The sequence below is a fragment of the Janthinobacterium tructae genome (assembly GCF_006517255.1).
In the GTDB taxonomy this organism is placed as follows: domain Bacteria; phylum Pseudomonadota; class Gammaproteobacteria; order Burkholderiales; family Burkholderiaceae_D; genus Janthinobacterium; species Janthinobacterium tructae.
On record NZ_CP041185.1, the window covers coordinates 2577188 to 2594892 of the forward strand.

The following is a 17705-nucleotide window of genomic DNA, read 5'->3' on the forward strand; positions in this document are numbered from 1 at the left end:
GATCATGCGCTTGCCTGCTCCGCGCGGCCCGCCTCGTCCTCCAGCTTTTGCCGCCGCGCCTCCTGCTCCGCCTCATCCTTCTCCACGAGCTGTTCACGCAGACGTACCCTTACCTCTGCCCAGGCCACTCCAACCTTGGACGACACCGCTAAACTGGCAAATAGCAGGATCACCAACGGCAAGAGGCTAAAGGCATATGTCAGCAGCCCATCCTTCAAATCAATCACTTTCAGTTTGGAAACGCCCTCATCCAGCGCATTGGCCTTCGCACTTGCAGCGGGTAAATCGAGTAATTTTATCTGCACGATAATTCCATCGATATTTTTCGTGACTTCTTCCCCCGTATCCTGCATTACATTTTTATACAGCGCAGCTATTTCTTGAGTGATGGTGTCACAACTCTTTTTCAACTGCGGGCGTGACAAGCAATACTCAGGAGGAAGATGCTCCTTGAAAATAGCCGAGGCGGCGTTGAGATAATGGCTCCGCTCATTTCCTGCCAATTTATCCAGGCTCAAGCCGATCTGATAGTAGGGTCCGATGAATACGATGAGGGCAAACGCGGCCATGACCTCGGCGCGAAATTTCATTCTGGCGACAAACACATTGCGTTCCGTGCCCTGCTTGGCAAGCACCTCGTCACGCTTGCGAAATGAATGAATAATTGTCCCCGCGACCACTAGCAGGCACGCTACAACGTAAAAATACCTGAGCCAGATCGCTTTGGCAGCCAAGGGAAATAGAAGAAAAACCACGCCCGGAATGACCACCACGAGCCCTGCGACAATCAGAGCGCGGTTCCAATTAATTTGTTTGTACATTTTCACTTTACAAAGACAAGACCAAGATACGGGATACGCCGGAGTACCGGCGCAATTGATGAGAAATATTACCAAATAGAAATTATATTGAGGCAAATTTGATGTCAAGCGAAAATCGTTATTCACTAAAAATTGAGCAGCTGCAGCAAAAAATATCACCCGCACAGCATCGTCGAAGCAAGCAGCACTCGCTGTGCCGGCGGCACGCAGAACCGAACCGTGCGTCTGTCCATGCGCGCCGCCTTTGCTGCTTGACTAGCGCCTGTTACATCGCTTCCTTCAGCCCCGGCGCAAACTCGGCGCCGTGCTTGACCTGCGCGGTGGATGCCTTCAGGGTCGCGCCGATCGGCTCGGCGCGGCCAGCCAGGCATTGCCCCAGGAAGTTTTCCGTCACCGCATTGAAAGCGATGTTGTTCACGGGGCGGGCAAAGCCATGGCCCTCGTCGGGGAACAGCACATACGTGACGGGGATATTCTTCGCCGCCATGGCCGCCACGATCTGGTCCGATTCAGCCACGTTGACGCGCGGGTCGTTCGCCCCCTGGCCGATCAACAGCGGCCGCTGGATATTCTGCGCAAAATTCAGCGGCGAGCGCTCCTTCAGCAGCGCGCGGCCGTCTTCCGTGGTCGGGTCACCCATGCGTTTGTAGAACTGCTGCTTGCCCGCTTCCCAATACGGCGGAATCGTTTGCAGCAGGGTAAACAGGTTCGACGGGCCGACGATATCGACGCCGCAGGCGAACGTGGTCGGCGTGAATGCCATGCCGGCCAGCGTGGCGTAGCCACCATACGAGCCACCCATGATGGCCACCTTGTCGGCGCTGGTCACGCCACTCTTCACTGCCCATTGCACGGCGTCGAGCAAGTCGTCATGCATCTTGCGGCCCCACTGCAGGTCGCCGGCCGAGATGAATTGCTTGCCGAAGCCCGTCGAGCCACGGTAATTCACCGACAGCACCGCGTAGCCGCGGTTGGCCAGCCACTGATGGTAGCCGTTGTAGCCATAGGTATCGCGCGCCCATGGCCCGCCGTGCACCAGCAGCACCATCGGCACCACCTGCGATGGCACGCCGCCGGCGCTCGCCTTCGATGCGTGCGGCAAGGTCAGGTAAGAGACCAGGGTCAGGCCGTCGCGAGCCTTGATTTCCTGTGGGTACATGGGCACCAGCGGCGCGCCCTCCAGTTCAGGGCGCGTCACGTACAGCTGCGTCAGCTTCCTGGTCTTGCGCTCATACAGCCAGCTCGATGCCGGCGCCGTGACGGCGTCGACGCCCACCAGCCACTTGTCGTCGGCTTCCGTGCGCGACGTCACGTTGAACTGGCCCTTGACATGCTTCTTCAGGAAGGCCAGGTCGGCCTTCAGGTCGTCCGTCAGCGGCAGGTATTCCTGCTGCAGATAGTCGACGGAATAGGCTTGCACCTTGCCCGTGCGCGTGTCGTACAGGGCGTCAGAAATGTCGGCGCGCGGATCCTGCGCCACCAGCGAGGTCTTGCCGCTGGCGACATCCTGCGCCAGCAGCGCCGAGGTATTGCGGCCGCGCGAGTCGGTCCAGTACAAGGTCTTGCCATCGACCGTAAACGCCAGCGGCGCCGTGGTCTGCGAGTCTTCCAGGCCCACCTCGGTCAGCGGCGTGCTCTCGACCTTGCCATCCGTCATGCGGAAATACTGCATGCCGCCATCGGCGCGCGCCTTGCTGGCGATACGCAGCTTGAGCTGCTCATCGGCCAGGTAGCCGCCATAGCCATCGTTCTGCTGCACCAGGGTCAGCTTGCCGCTGGCCAGGTCCAGGCTGTACACGTCATGCCAGCGCGCATCGCGGTTATTGATGCCCACCAGGATACGGTCCTTGACCTTGCTGCTGATCTGGACGATCCGCACGCGGGTCTTCTCGAACGGCGTGTAACTGACCTGCTTGCCGCTCACGACATTCACGCCATACAGCAGGAAGTTTTCATCGCCGCCCTTGTCCTGGATGAACAGCAGGGTCTTGGAATCGGGCGACCAGAAGCTGCTGCGGATGGGACGCACCTTCTCTTGCGTCAGCGGACGCGCCTGCGCCAGGTCGCTGGCCGGCGCCACCCACACATTGAGCACGCCATCGCGCGGCGCGATCCACGACAGCCACTTGCCATCCGGGCTGATGCGCCCGCCGGACTTGCTGGGATTGCCAAAGATCTTCGCCCGCTCGATCAGCGGCGGGTGATCGACAGGGGCTTGGGCGTGCGCCGGCAGCGGGGCGGCAAACAACAGGGCAGGCAGGGCATAGCGAATCATGGACACCTCATGGTTGTTGGATGAAGGGAAACATCACACGTGCACGTGCCAGCAAATCATAGGCGAAAGCCGTGTTGCCAGGTTGATTACAGCGACAGGGGACGGAAATCGGGGGATAGAAGGCTGAAAACGAAGGATGGCAGGTCCGTCAAGTCACTGACACGAGCGCGGCCAGGGGGTTACTTAGAGCCTATTCCAGTAGATGAATACATCCCCTGCTGGGATAGGCTCTTAGCAAACGCCGCCAGCCTCGCTTGTCAGTGCCGGATGCCGCGTCGTTCGCGCGCCATCGCAGTGGGCTCTGCGGCGAGCACCTTGGCCTGCCAGCGGCGCGAGAAACCTCGCCGGGACTGGCTGATGCCCCCGAGCGCATTCTGCCCGGTTTCCTGGGCACAGTGGTCCAGGGCCTGGCGCAGCATCGTATCGACGCTGGTCAGGGAGACCTGATATTCGTCCGCGACTTCCTGGCGCGTCCTTTCGTCGATCCTCAGGGCAAGCAGAACAGAACGGTGCCGGTACGGCATGCGCTGCATCGCGCGCTCGACAGCGGCCAAATCGGAACGGGCCAAGGCAATCAGGTCCGGACCGGGGGCCGGGTCAGTCAGATGCTCGATTGCAGCGTCATCGTCGTACTGCGCAGAGCGCTTGCCGCGCAGCTGGTCCATCGCGACGTTGCATGCCACCCGGTAGACATAGGCGTTGGGGTTTTGCACAAACACGGGGGCGCTCATGCCCGCCAATCTTAGCCAGGCGTCGTGCAGACAGTCGCTGGCCAGGTCGGGACAACCGAGATTGCGCAACAATTGGCGGTGCAGGCGGGCGTAGTTCGCCGCCAGGAAATCGCCCAGCACAATGCCTTGGCCGTGCTCGCTGAATGGCTGTGCTGCGAACTCATCGGCAATATGGGACGCCTTCAGGCCATCCAGGGTACTCGGATTCATGACGGGTGTGCCTCGGTATTCGGCTGCAAGAATGGGGGAAAACGGGATCACAGGCACTGCGGGTGCATGGCCTTCCCCTGCCTGTTCCCTGCACGGGCAGGAAACAGGCGAGGAAACAGGTGGATAACATCGCTGCATGCCACCCACCTGCCTAGCGGTCCTGCTGCAACTCGCGCCGTTGCTCGGGACTCAGGCGTGCCAGCTGCCTGGCGTCAAAGTCGCGGCCGACACCAACGAACTGCACCGGACTGGCAGCGTCGTATGGAACGCCGCGCGACGACTGCAGCCCGGCCCGGGGTGGCGGCGCTGCTTCACCCTCGCCCTCCATCGGCTCGTTGCCAAAGCCGATCAAGCGCACCGTGAAAATCGACGGCAGGTTCTGACGCGCCGTGCTGCGCTCGCGCTGCAGGACGTCCTGCGCAGCGGCCGTTGCCTGCGACGCCGCCGCACTGGCATTGCTCAATGCGCCGACATTCACCGCCGCAACGCTCGGCATGCCCATAGCCGCCCCCTTGACGGCGATGTTGGCCGCGTTGACCACTTGCAGCGCCGCCAGGTTCACATTGCCCGACACGCGGATGCCCGCTTCGCCTGCGTCGATGGTGCCCAGCGGCGCGATCAGGTCGATGTCGCCGGCCGGCACTTCCGGAATCGGCGCCAGCGTGGCGATACCGGCGCCCGTGCTCGGCACGCTGGACGACAGCGTCACATTGCCCCACTGGTCGTAGACACGCTTGGGCGGCGTGTAGACCACCGTGGTCTTCGAGCCCCGGCCCGCGTTGATGTCGCCTGCGGCCGACCAGCCCAGGATGGCGCCGCCGAAGGTGGTCATGATGCGGCTCTGGCCCAGCAGGATGCTGCCCTGCGAGTAGATCGCGATGTCGCCCGCACCCTGGGTGATCACGCCGGCCGTGGACGGTGGCGCCGCACCTTCGATGCCGTAGGTCTGGGCGCCGCCCGGGGTGAGCATCTGGATGTCGCCACCGAAATCGGTATGCACGCCCGCGCCACCGAACATGCTGATGTCGCCCTTGTACGCGACGGGGGTGCCGGCCACATTCTTGTCCGGGAACAGCGCGGCGATGGCCGCGCGGCCACGCACATAACTGCCCTGGCGCACGCCGCCGTCCTGGTTGTACTCGCGGCCGGCTGCCTTGAGTTCGGCGAAGTACACGTCACGAGCGAATACTCGCTGCTGCTCTGCCGGCAGCGCCGCGTAGTAGGTGCGCGCCTGTTCACTGTTGCCGACGAAGCCGAAGCGTTCGGCCAGCCAGGTGAGCAGTTCGTTTTCATAGGTTCTTGCGACCTTGCCGCCCTGGAGAGACAGTGGTTCGCCCGCCTGCACCACCTTGGCTGGGTCGAGATAGCCCTCGACGAAGCGCCGGTAGTCCGTGCCGTTGGCACCCGCGCCCGCCTGCATCACGATGCTGGCGCCCGGGCGCTTGTCCCCGGAGGCCACGGCACCGAGGCTGGTGACGCCGACCTTGTCGTCCATGCGAATGTCGCGGACCGCCGTCAGTTCCAGTGTGCCGGGTCCTGCGACATTGAAGCCGCTGTAGATGATGTCGCGACCCGCGCTGACGACGGAGATCTCGGTGGGATTGTTGTGCACGAACAGGTTGCCGGCAATGTTGTACGTCGCGTCTCCGCTGCCGCCGCTGGCGCCGCTCAGCAGCGTGCCGCTGCTGACGATGTCGCGCCCGGCCAGCATCCAGACCGGGCCGGCGCCTTCATGGAAGGTCTTTCCGAAACGCGGGTCATACATGCTGTTGAAGGTGATCGAACGTCCACTGTTGACCCCCATCAGATCACCGCCCAGCGCATAGAAGCGCGCGGGTTCCAGCGCATCGCCCCAAGACAGGCTCGCGGTATTGGGCCCGAAGGCGAACAGCGGCGTGCCGCCCTGGCCGGCCATGCTGCCATCGCTGGTAACATTGCCGCTGCCCGCGATCGGCGTACCGCTGGCAAAAGCCTGGAAGGCAGGCTTCAAAATGCTCGCCAGCGACTCCGGCGCCGCACTGGAACGACTGACGGCCAGATCACCGCCGTAGATCGAGCCCCCGGCCAGCAATTCCAGTTGACCGGTGGCCGACGGCGCCAGCACCAGTGCGCCGTGCGTGGGCAAGGTGCTGGGGTCAGCGCCCGCAGCGCGGCCGTAGTACAGGTTGCCGCTGGCCGCGACCGCGCGCAGTGTCGCGGGATAGACCATCGCCAGGTCGGTTGCCGCAGCCTCATCGTTCAACGGCGTGAGGTTGCCCCCCAGTGACAACAGGTCCACCGCCGTGCGCCCGGTCCAAAGGCTGAACCAGCTTTGTCCCACACCGCTGACGCCATCGGCGCTCACATACAGCGAGCCATTCTTCTGCTCTGCGCGCCCGGGGTCGGCCACCTCCTGCACCACCAGATCCCCGCGGGTGATCAGGCTGAAGGTGGCGTCCCCGGCAAGCAGGCTCAGCCCTCCCTTCGCCCACGCCGTCGCGGCAGTGTATGGATCGACGGGGCGGACTTCGCCTGGATTCATCTCCGTGCTGCGGGTGCCGTAGCGCAAGGTCGGACTTCCCACGGTCCCGCCGCTCAACTGCACATGCCCGCGCACATTGGCCAGTACACCGTTGATCTGGAAGCGGCCGATCTCGCTGCCGGGGTTCACTGCGCCGCCAACCCGCAGGTTCAGATCGCCGCCACCGGTCAGTTGCAGGCTGCCATCAGCGGCGACCCGTCCACTGCCGCCGACCGCCAGCACCAGCCCCTGGCTGCGCGCGTTGGTCGCCGAGGCCGTGTGGCTCTCCGCCAGAGGCCGGATGATGCCAGCGTCGCCGCCGACATCCACATCCAGGTTGCCCCCGCCCAGGGTGCCGAAGCCGGTGAAGCCGACCAGTTGGTCGGCGCCGCCCGACAGGGCTGCGGCATAGGAACCAAAGTTGATCCACCAGGCGGTGGCTTGCGCATCACTGCCGCTCAGTCCGTTGCCCTGACGCCACAACCAGTTGCCGACGTTGGCCGAGTCGTGGCCGCGGTCGTTGCTGACGGGGCGTCCCGACGAGCCTCGCGAGACATTGACGATGTTGCCGGTCAAGTTGCCGCCGGCCTTCAGCAGCAGGTTCCCGCCCTGGTCCGGATACCAGGCACGGGCAAGGCTGCCTGAGGCTTGCAGTGCTTGCGGAAGGTTGTACGGATCGCCAGAGAAGGTGCCGGCGGAAGAACTGCCGGCGGTATAGACGCCAAACAGCGAGTCCATGCCCAGATCGCCTGCGGCCAGAAGGTCGAGGTCGGCCGCGCCGGTGCGGATCACGCTGAAGCGGGTGCTGCCACCCACCACCTTTTTGGGGCCGGACACTGCGGAGTGGCTGTCGGCCAGACGCAAGTCACCGGACTGCGGATCAGGCTGCAGCAGGCGGCTGTCGGCCGCCCCGGTATCGGCACCAGCCACCAGGCGCATGGCCCAGGACTGTGCGCCTTCGGCCAGCATGGGCGCCACGGCCCAGAGCTGCCCCTGGCGGCCCGCGTTCTCGACGCGCAACTTCACCGACGTCGCACCGCCCGCCAACTTGACGTTGGTGCCAGACGGCAGCAGCGCGCCACGGGGCAGCGCCTTGTTGCCATTGAGGATCACGGTGGCCGTGGTGCCCAGGTTGCCGGGTAATGGCACGCCCTTGGGCCAGACCATGGCCTTCACCCGCGTGAGACTGCCCAGCAGGGTGCCGGCGTCCAGGGTGCTGTTGGTCGGCAGGGTCACGCTCTGGCTCAGCAAGGTGCCCGCAGGAAACAGAACATTGCCCGAGGGGTCCCGTACTGCGGCCGCCAGCACCGTGCCAGCGGGTATTTCCAAGGCCTCGGTCAGAGTTGCCGCGACCGGCAGCCGCGTGCCGGCGATCAGGTTGCGGGCCTTGATCGGCAGGTCGAAGTTGAGTGTGGTGCCCGCCGGAAACGTGGTGCCGTCGGCCAGGGTCACGCCGCTGCCCGGCACCACCATGGTGCCGCCGGTGTGGTCAACGCCGGAGCGCAGCACCCAGCCATTGTCATCGGCAGTCGGTGGCGGCGGCGCAAAGCCGTCGTTGATGCTGCCGTGGATGGTCAGGTCGCCGCCGGCGCGCAGGGTCAGGCGACCGGCCTCCCCCGAACCGCGGACGTTGTCGATTTGCTCGTTGTGCGGGTTGACGCTGGCGTAGCGGTAGCCCGACAGATCCAGGTCGCCCGCTACCACGATATCACCACCCGGATTGGTCACGGCATTGCTCACGATCTCGACGCCGGGACGCAGATGAAAGGCATCGGCAAAGGCCGGATTGCGCAGGCCGGCCAGCTTGCCGGTCATGAGACTGGCGCGCTCTGTTGCTGCGTTGATGAAGTCATCACTGTCGTCGTGCTTGGCCTTGAACCAGGCCTGGGTGATCTCCTGGTAGGGCCGCCCGCTGGCAGTCGCCGTGCTGACCAGCGGCGCATCGTCGTAGCGTTGCATGCCGTTGACCGCGATGGAGCGTGCGCCGCGGATGTCGAGCACGCCGCGCGCGTCGATGGCGATGTCGCCGTAGACCGCCGCATCGCCGGCATCGTTCAAATCCGGCAGGCCGTTCGCGCCAAGGCGCGGCGCCGAGAGTTCGAGCGTGCCGCGCGCGCGGCCGTCGTTCAGCCCCGCTGCGCTGCCCACGGCCACACCGGTGCCGTGACGCAGGTCGATGCGCACGCCGTCAGCCAGCGCCAGTTGACCCGTGCCGGAACTCAGGTCGACGATGGCGCGGTTGGGTGCATCGATGATTTTGCCGTAGCTGTCCACGCGCAACTGGCTGCCATGGGCGTCCAGCACGGCGCTGCCGTCCAGCGTCAGGCCATGCTTGCCGGCCAGCGTGATGCTGCCGACCCGTGCGCCGCTGGCATCCACCAGACCCGTGACCCGCAGGCTGCCGTTATCCACCGACACGTTGATGCTGCTGGCCTTGAGTCCGTCAGCGATGCGCAGGTCGCCCTGCTTGAGCTGGAAGCTGCGGGCGCCGTAGACCTGGCCCTGGTTCAGTCGCTCGTTGAGGGCCGCGAACTGGTCGCTCAGGGCGCCACTGGCACCCAGGCGCTGGGCCTGGATCTCCACCGCACCGGCCAGGTAAGGCACCAGGGTGCCGCCGGCATCGTAGTCACCGCTGCTGCCGGCCAGGATCTTGCCGGACAGATCAACCGTGCCGGCAGCGCCGTCCACGGCCACCACCCACAGCTTGCCGGCCTGGTTGTGCTGCGCCGACAGGTCGATGCTCGAACCCGCCGCCTGCAATACGTTGCCCGCGCGGCTGTCCAGCCGCACCTCGCCACCCGCGCTGTACTTGCTAAGATCGTTGAAGGCGATGGCGCGGCCGGACACATCGACCGATGCCGCGTCGGTCAACACCACGTCGCCCCGCGCGCCGAGCGTGAGCTTGCCGCTGGGCAGCACCACGGCGCTGGCCAGGCGAATGCTGTCACCCTGCAGCGACAGCTCCGCGCCCAGGCCATCGGCCTTGCCGGCGGGGCCAGCCGAAGCGGCGACATCGATGGCACGGCCTGCGGTAATGCGGTTCACCGAGCCGGCCTCGCCCGTCATCAGCGGAGTCAGGATGCTCAGGTTGCCGCCGCTGTAGGCATAGCCCTTGAGGGCGTCGTACGCGCCCTGGCTCTGGTAGACCGAGAGGCTGCCCTTGTGGTTGGCGGTGATGCGTTCGCTCGCCGACAGCTTGACGTCGGCAAATCCCAAGGCCAGGCGGTCGAAGGTCTTGATGGTGCTGGGCTGGGAAAACTCTCCGTAGCCGAACTCGATGCGCTCGGCGTTGATGTTCAGCCGCCCGCCGCCAGTGCCGGCGCCACCCGCCACCACCGCGGAGGCCGGCGTCACGGCGCCCTGCCAGATCAGGTTGGCGGTGCGGATGGTCGCCACCTCACCGGCCCCGCCGTCACCATAGATCGCCGGGGTGGAAAGCATCAGCTTGCTCAGCAGGGACTTGCCGGTCACCGCGTCGTAAGTGTCCAGCGCGGCGGTGCCGTAGAAATTGAAGCTGTCCCGCGCCGAGAGTTGCAAGGTTTCCAGGGCCGGCGCGCCGAACTGCGTGTCGCCGCGCAGCAGGCGGTCCAGCACGGGCTGAGTGAGGGTCAGGCCGGTGGGCAGGCGCTTGCCGGCCGCTGCGGCGGCGAGCGCCTCCGCGCTGCCGACGTTGATGCTGGACAGGCCCAGGTTGAGGTGGCGGGTTCCATAGCGCACTTCATCGCCCATTGCCAGGGTCTTGTCGGTCATGGCAACGATGCTGCCCTCGGAATACAGGGCGGTCTGCCCACTGCACGGCTCGCTGCTGCACACGCCCAGGCGGATGCCGCCACTGGCTTGCACGTTCGTCGGGCTGGTCACGTTGAGCAAGCCGTTGGACACGGCCAGCATGTTGCCCACCTGGTAGACAAAGCCATCTCGTGCGTCATAGCTGGCCTTGCCACGGCCGATGGTGTTGATCGACGCCCCCTGTTCCACGATGACCGCGCCCGACGCGCCCTTGCTCATCATGAACACCTCCGGTGCCGCCAACTGTGCTCCTGCGCGCAAGATCATGGAGCCGTCGCTGGCGTTGACGCCCTGGGCCTGCGTGATGACGTTGCCGGTCTGTCCGTACTGGAGCGAGGTCATGCCGCCGATCATCAGCCGTGCGGCGCCGATGCCGTTGAGGCTGTCGGCATTCACGCTGACGCCGCTGAAACCATCAGTAGCTGACTTGCCTGCAGCCACCACTTCGATGCCGCCGTTATCCATGTTCAGCAGTGCGACGCTGCCAGCGTAGCCGCCGGCCGCAGCATCGAAGCGACCGATGCCCTCGAAGGAGAAGGCGCCCGCGCCGGCGCCCGGTCGCAGCGACAGTTGCAGGGTTCTGGCATCGATCGGCAGCATCGCCCGAGGCACGCCCAGTCTCGCCGCGTCCGCGATGGCGAACTGCGCATACCCGGTTTCGTTGTACTGGGAGTAACTGCGCAAGGTGTCGGCTGACGTCAGCGTCACCTGGCGCGCCGTGCTGTCGCTGATGCCGGTATGGGCAGTGGATAAACGCCCGGCGGTAGACCAGGAACCATTGCGCAGCGCCTGCGCCGGGCCGTTGCTTGCGGGTCCGGCCAGGCCGTTGATTTCAACCCGGAAAGCCCCCGGCATCAAGGCGAAAGTGGACGGCATCAGGGTATAAGTTCCCGCTGCCAGCCCTGGCACCCCGGCGCCGATGCTGATCTGCCGGCCAACCATCGGGTCTGCCGCGCCCCCCTCGGGCGCCACCGGCGCATAAGCGGCTTGCACGCCAGGCACCACGGCATAGACCGGGTTGGTGCCCAGTCCCGGCAAGACGAAGCCGCCGTTAACGCCGGTCTGAAGCAAAGGGTGGTAGCGGGCGTCGGTGGAGCCGCCACGCCCGGAAATGAATCCGGCTCCCAGTAACTCGCCCCCACCGGACAGATCCACCACGGCGCCCGGTTGCACCAGCAACGACCGACCGCCCAGGATCATGCCGGCTTCCAGTCGGCCGAAGGGCATCCCCCCCTGGCCGAGCCATGTCACTGTCTGGCCGTCGTAAGTGTAGACCTGACCATCGAGCGTGCCGCCGTAAGGTATCACCAGGCCCTTGCCGCTCACCGATGTCAGACTGCCGGGCAGCAGTTCGACGTCGCTGGTGCCGAGGGCGCCGATCTCGATCATTCCCAGTGGCGCGCGCACCCCCCCGCCCTGCGCGATGTTCGGGCCGGCCAGTTGCAGGCGGCCGAAGGCGGAGTAAGGCACTGCTGCGTCGCCATCGCCAGTGCGGCCGATGGTCAGCGTGCGCGTCCGGTCGTAGTTGTAGAAGTCGTCGGACACACCGTCCAGGTAGCCCGCCAGCACCCTGGCACCGACGGCCGTCGCCGGATACAGCTGCGCCGCCCGCAGGGTCAGGTCGCCCTTGGTCATCAACTGGGTGCTGATACCCGTGGCGACCGCGTTCGCGCTGGCCCCGGCGAGGAAGCGCAAGTCGCCCGCGCTGGTCAATTGCACGCCGTCGTAACCGCGACGCTCGACGCTCATAGAACTGCCATCGACCTGCGGCAAGTTGCCCTTGGTACCGAACAGCACATTGCCGCGCACATCGATCAGATTGCCGCTGGCCTCGAATACCGCCTCGGTCTCCCGTTGCGACATCGTTGGTACCTCCAGCACCGGACGCAGCCATGGGTCGCGGTTGGGTTCCGGCGCGGCAAGAATGCCCGCCAGCAGCAGATGCGGCGCGGAGAGACGGACCCGCGAATTGATGGCGGCTGTCTCGCTCAGGTTGAAGGCGCCGCTGTACAGGCGCAGGCTCTGGCCCATGTTCAGCGCCACATCGCCGTCAAAGCTCAGCAAGCCGTTACTCAGCAGGGCCAGGTTGTCGAAACCGCCTGCGCTGACCTGGTCCACCCCGAGCCGGCCGTGGCCGTATTCGAGGCTGGCGGCGGCGGCATCGGCCGTGTCCGCGAGCATGCTGCCCTGGCGCACCTGGCCGAGCTGCAGTTCGCGCACTTTGGTGACGCGGTCGGTAACCGACGTCCGGATGTAGTACGGGCTTTCCAGGGCCACGGACAGGTTGCCGCCGGCAGCACCGGCGCCCCCGGCCCGGGCCGTGAAGCTGCCGTCCAGGTACAAGCCATTGTTGGACGCCAGACTGATGCTGCCGCCATTGCTGGCCACCTGCACGCGGCCCTGGCCCGGAATGTCCAGCGCCGCGTGGGCGCCGGAAGCTTCGAGGCGTGCGCCCTCGCGCACCACCACGAACAGGTCGCCAGCGCTGGCAATGCCGCTCTCCGGATCGATCCCGCCGCCGATGATGATGGTGCCACCGTCGCGGACCTGGCCATAGCTGCGGCCCCGGTTGTCCAGCGCGCTCACGGCGCGAGACGCCACATCGATCAGCGCCTCGTCTCCGATCCAGATCGAGCGGCCGTGGCCGACCGCCTTGTCCGTCTCGGAACCGGCTGCCGCCAGGTTCCCCAGACTCACGCTGCCGCCCCACGCATGGAGCGCGCCGTCCATCGTGAGCTGGCCGACACTGCGCACATCGATGGACTGGCCAGGGTCGACACTGAGCACAGCACCTTTTCCGATCACGGCCTGCACCGCCTGCAGTTCATCGGCAGAGGTGCCTGCCGTACCGGCCTGCAGCGACAGGCTCGCACCCTTGCGTTGCGTGAGCAGGGCCTTGACAGCGTCTTCCTGGTACAGCGGCGGCGTCCACAGTTCCAGCGCGTCGGACGGTTGACTGCCGGTGGCGGCGTCCTGCGCATACGTGCCGAAGCGGGCCAGCGGCATCCTCACGTCGATCTGCGCGCCCTCGGCCACAGCAAGGCCATGGTTGCCGATGAGCGCATAGCGAGCGAAGCCTTTGTTGAAGAAATCCGCGCCGAGCATCAGCGTGTCGGCCAGCGCCGCACCCGAGGTATTGCCGATGGCGATGCGACCCGTCTGCAGCGTGAGCGTGCCGCCGCCGTCCACGCCATGGCCGAGCAGCACGGCGCCACCGAGCCGCACCTGGCCATCGCCGGTGTTGAAGCCGTCCGCTTCGAGGGTGATGCTGCCGCCTTTGCCTCCTTGCTGCTTCGCCTTGGCCAGCAGTGCCGCGCCGGAAGACACGTCGAGCGTACTGCCTTCGCCCAACACCACGTCGCCAGTACTGCGCAGCAATACCCTGCCGCCGTCACGGAACGCCAATCCACGCGTGTCGGCCAGATCCTTCAGCTGGTTGCTCCACAGGCCGCTGGTGTCCACCTTGATGCCTTCGGCCACGGTGACACCGGCGTTCACGCCAGTTGCAGCGTCCAGGCTCATGTCTTCGATACGCGCGTTGCCGCTGACTTGCTTGAGCACATTGCCCAGCCTGATGGTGCCGCTGTGCGCGGTCAGGTCGGCAGTCACATCCACGACCGGGGCGTACAGCACGATCTCGCCGCCCGACCCAACTTGCAGATCGCTGTTGACCGCGATCTTGCCCTTCGCCGCGATCTTGATGGCTCCCATCGCGTAGCCATTGAGCTGCGCCGTGTCGAGCACCAGCGTGCCCTGCCTCTGCGTCGGGAGGGCCGTTGTGAGGTCCAGTTCCGCCGCAATGCGTTCCTGCGTATCCTTGAGCTCAACCTCATGCATGACTGCACCCAAACTGTGGCTCAACAGACCAGTGCTCTTGTCGAACATCGGCAAGTGCTGCCCGATGATGAGCTGGCCGCGTCGCGCCACTGCGCCGTGCGACTGGTTGTAGCCGTCCAGCTCAGCTTGGGCAGCCTGCGTCTGGCGCACGCCCTGAAAGGCTATACTGGTGATGTCGCCTTCGAGTACTGCGGCGTTGGTGGCGATCACCAGCGTGCCGGCATCGCGCCCCACCGTGTAGCCGTTTTCCAACTTTCTTTGCGATGCGATCAGCGGGGTATAGAAATGCTCCGTGACCTGCCAGCGCTCGTGATCCGACTCGTAGCCCTTGTAGATGCCTTTGTAGAGCAGATCACCGGGCGCCTTGTTCACGTCATACAGCCGCCCATCGCTCCCCTTGAGCCACGTCTGATTGATGAAACCGCTCTGCACATTCAGCGTGCCGCCGGACAGATTGATGTTCGAGCCGGCCTGCGTGACCACATCGTTGCCGCCGAAGCTCAGCGTGCCGCCCTGCGCCATCCATTCGCCCACAGTGTGCCCCGCCGTACCCAGATACCCGCCGACTTCGAGCAGGCCGCCGGCGGTGTACCAGCGGTCGGTGGCGTAGCCGTTCGTGCCCTTGGGTACGAACACCAGGCTGCGGCGGTCGATCCACACGTCGTTGCTGTTGAGGGTCTTGCCATCCCGGTTGACCGGTGCATCGCGCTGTTCGTTACCCTGGATGTTGACCTTGACGTTGTTCGATTCCATGGCCAGGTTCACGCCCACGGCACCGGAGACGTCGATCCGGGCGCGCTCACGCACCAGGCTGCGCTGGGCTGCATGGATGTCGATCTGACCACCGGTGGCCAAGGTCAGGGAGTCGCTCTGGAAGTCGACTGTGCCGCCGCTGCCGATCTCGATGCGCGACTGGTCGCGGCGGTCGGTGATGGCCACGATGTTCTCGGCAGCCGTGGTGGCAGGTCCCCGCAGGCCATCGCGCTGGCTGTCCAGGGCAGTGGTCTTGCCGTCGTCTTCGATCACCACGGCGGTAGTGGCACCCTGGCCGAAGGCGACCTTGCCGTCCGCGCCGATGGCGTTCAGGTGCACGGTGCCGCGGGTGTTGACGCTGGTGCTGGCGAGTACGACACCGTTTTGCTGCACCTCACGCCCCAGCATGGTCACGTCGCCCTCGCGAGCCTGGATCAGGCCGGTGTTGCTGACCTTGCCCGACAGGCTATCGCTGCTGAACTGTGGGGTGATCTCGTTGCCGCGCGTGGTCGACGCCTGGTTGCCGTCGGTGCCGACGCCCTTCCTGATGACGAAGCTGTCGCCGGCCGCGAGCGCGGTCTGGCCTTTCTGCGTGGCGATGTCGCCCGCGTTGTGCACCTCCTTGCCGAGCAGCAGGACGTAACCGCCGCCTTCGGTGGAAGTCTTCGGGGCCAGCGTGGCGATCCGCGCGCCAGCCTGAATTTCTACCTTGCCCTCGGCGTTGGTGAAGCTGGGTTCGCTGGCATTGGCCGTGTAGATGCCGCTGGTCTTGAACTGGGCGTCGCCGATCCCGGCGGCGGCGGCGACGAGATTGCGCGTGTTGACCTGGCTGCTGCCATTGAAGACGATGCCGTTGCGGTTGACGATGAGCACCGTGCCATCGGCCTTGATCTGGCCCTGGATCTGCGAGGGCCGTGCGTTCGGGTCGTTGACGCGGTTGAGAACGGCCCAATCCTTCTGCTGCCTGAATTCGACCGTGGTATTGCGCCCGACATTGAAGGTCTCCCAGTTCAGGATGGCCTTGTCGCCGGTCTGCACAATGGCGACGTTGCTGCGACCGTCGACCTGGGCAAGCTCCGGGGCATTCGCGTTGTGCCAGCCCGCCGTCAGCGAATTGGTATCAACTTTCAGGCCGCCCGCGCTCATGCCATCGGGGACGGATGCAGCATTGGCGGCCGCCAGGCGGGCGGCGGCCTGGGCCGACTGCTGCGCCGCGATGCCGCGCGCGGCCAGGTTCAGGTTGTTGATCGAGCGCTGCAGTTGCTCGTTGGCCTTCTGCTGCTGTCCGAGCGGGTTCGCCAGGTTTGATGCGGGCTGGCCGCCGGGCAGCCGGCCCGCTTGCGACGCCGTATCCCGGAGCGCACCCTTGTCGGCAAACCATGCCGGACTGAACGTGCGCTGCGCATGGGCCGGCAGCGTTACCGCGCCTGCGACCAGTGTCAGCGCGATGGCCCGCGCCAGCGGTGCCAGCCTGAATACCCGATCCTGTTTGCGTATCGTTTGATTTTCCCTGCCACTGCGCCCGCGTGTGTTCATGTAAGTTTCCGCCTGGTCATTGAGTCGATGCCGTTCGGCTGACCGTCTCGCGCCGGCCAGCCACATTCATGAAGGCTTTCCGCAGCGCAGCCGCGTAGCGTCTGCAACAGAAAAAGCCCCTATGTATGGGTGACGAACAGCACCACGCAAATACCGCAAACTTTTTTGAAACTTTTTTCGCAGGCACCGACAGACCCTGCGCAAGCTCGCACGGAGCCGCCATGCCAAGCGATGAAGAAAGGCCCTCAGCTCAAGAGCAGCAAGCCCGCCAGCAGCGGCCGGGCGTGCAGCTGAAACGATTCCTGCAACTGCCACAGTGCCAGATCCAGCGAAGCCGTGGAAAAGCGCCCGCTGACCGGCTTGTTGCGCACGGCATCGTTCATCAGCACCACGCGACCGGAGCGGTAACGATTGATTTCGTCGAGCACCTCGGCCAGAGGGGCCTGGTTAAACACCAGCATCCCTTGACGCCAGGCCGAGACTGTTTTCGGGTCGATCCTGGCGATGTCGCCCAGCGAGCTGGCGCCGTAAATCATTTGCTGACGGGCATGGAGCTGACGCGCGCCTGCAGGATGTTGCACGCGGACACTGCCTTCGATACAGGTGACACAGACCTTGCCATTCAGATGACGCACTTCGACCCGGCCGGATTCGAGCAGGCTGCGGCCAACGCCGGCCACCACCGCAAAAGCCCTGCCGCCTGTCAAATCGATGGCGGCCTCGCCCGTGATCAGATCCAGGCCGACCAATTTGCCGCCATCGGTCTGGCGGCGAACACTGGTTCGCGTGTTCAGCATGACATCGACACCGGCGGACAGCGCCAGCGTGCGCCGCTCCCCGGTGGCGGTGCGGTCATCCGCATTCCACTCATCCGGCGCCGGCCACAAGCCCAGCGGCGGATGAAGCACGGCCACGCCAGCGACCGCCGCCGCACTGATGGCAGCACCGAGGAAGGCCCGCCGTCCACCCGGCGCCAGGCGAGGACGGCACGCGCCCGCCGTCGCGGCTTCCGGCTTGACGCGCAGCAGCTCGCGGGCCGGTGCCTCAATCGCATCCCAGCGGCGCTTCACGTCGTTGTATGCGGCTTGATGCAATGGACTCGCTTTGACCCAGCGCCTGAACTGCTGTGCATCGACTTCGCGCGCGTCGCCCGAGGTGAGCAGGCGCAACCAGTCCCACGCCTGGACTTCCAGCCCGGAGGGCGAAGTGGCGTGACTGCTGTTCTTGGGCGGCGGCGTCTTCATCGTGTCATA

The 17705-nt window shown here is 65.4% G+C and carries 5 protein-coding genes; all 5 read right to left on the minus strand.

Annotated features, from left to right (window positions below):
• Positions 1 to 2: 2 nt before the first annotated feature.
• Positions 3 to 821 (minus strand): SdpI family protein, encoded by an 819-nt coding sequence (locus FJQ89_RS11365; RefSeq protein WP_141170251.1) that lies wholly within the window; start codon positions 819 to 821, stop codon positions 3 to 5.
• A 265-nt stretch (positions 822 to 1086) separates the two neighbouring features.
• The gene (locus tag FJQ89_RS11370; protein WP_141170252.1) at positions 1087 to 3096 is read right to left on the minus strand and encodes a S9 family peptidase; all 2010 of its coding nucleotides are present in this window, start codon (positions 3094 to 3096) and stop codon (positions 1087 to 1089) included.
• A gap of 257 nt (positions 3097 to 3353) precedes the next feature.
• Positions 3354 to 4037, minus strand: coding sequence for an RNA polymerase sigma factor (locus FJQ89_RS11375; RefSeq protein ID WP_168208440.1), 684 nt, complete (start codon positions 4035 to 4037; stop codon positions 3354 to 3356).
• A gap of 151 nt (positions 4038 to 4188) precedes the next feature.
• The gene (locus FJQ89_RS11380) at positions 4189 to 16452 is read right to left on the minus strand and encodes a filamentous haemagglutinin family protein (protein WP_141170254.1); all 12264 of its coding nucleotides are present in this window, start codon (positions 16450 to 16452) and stop codon (positions 4189 to 4191) included.
• A 245-nt stretch (positions 16453 to 16697) separates the two neighbouring features.
• Positions 16698 to 17696 carry a FecR family protein gene (locus FJQ89_RS11385; protein ID WP_141170255.1) on the minus strand — a complete coding sequence of 333 codons (999 nt, stop codon included), beginning with the start codon at positions 17694 to 17696 and terminating at the stop codon, positions 16698 to 16700.
• Between the last annotated feature and the right edge of the window lie 9 nt (positions 17697 to 17705).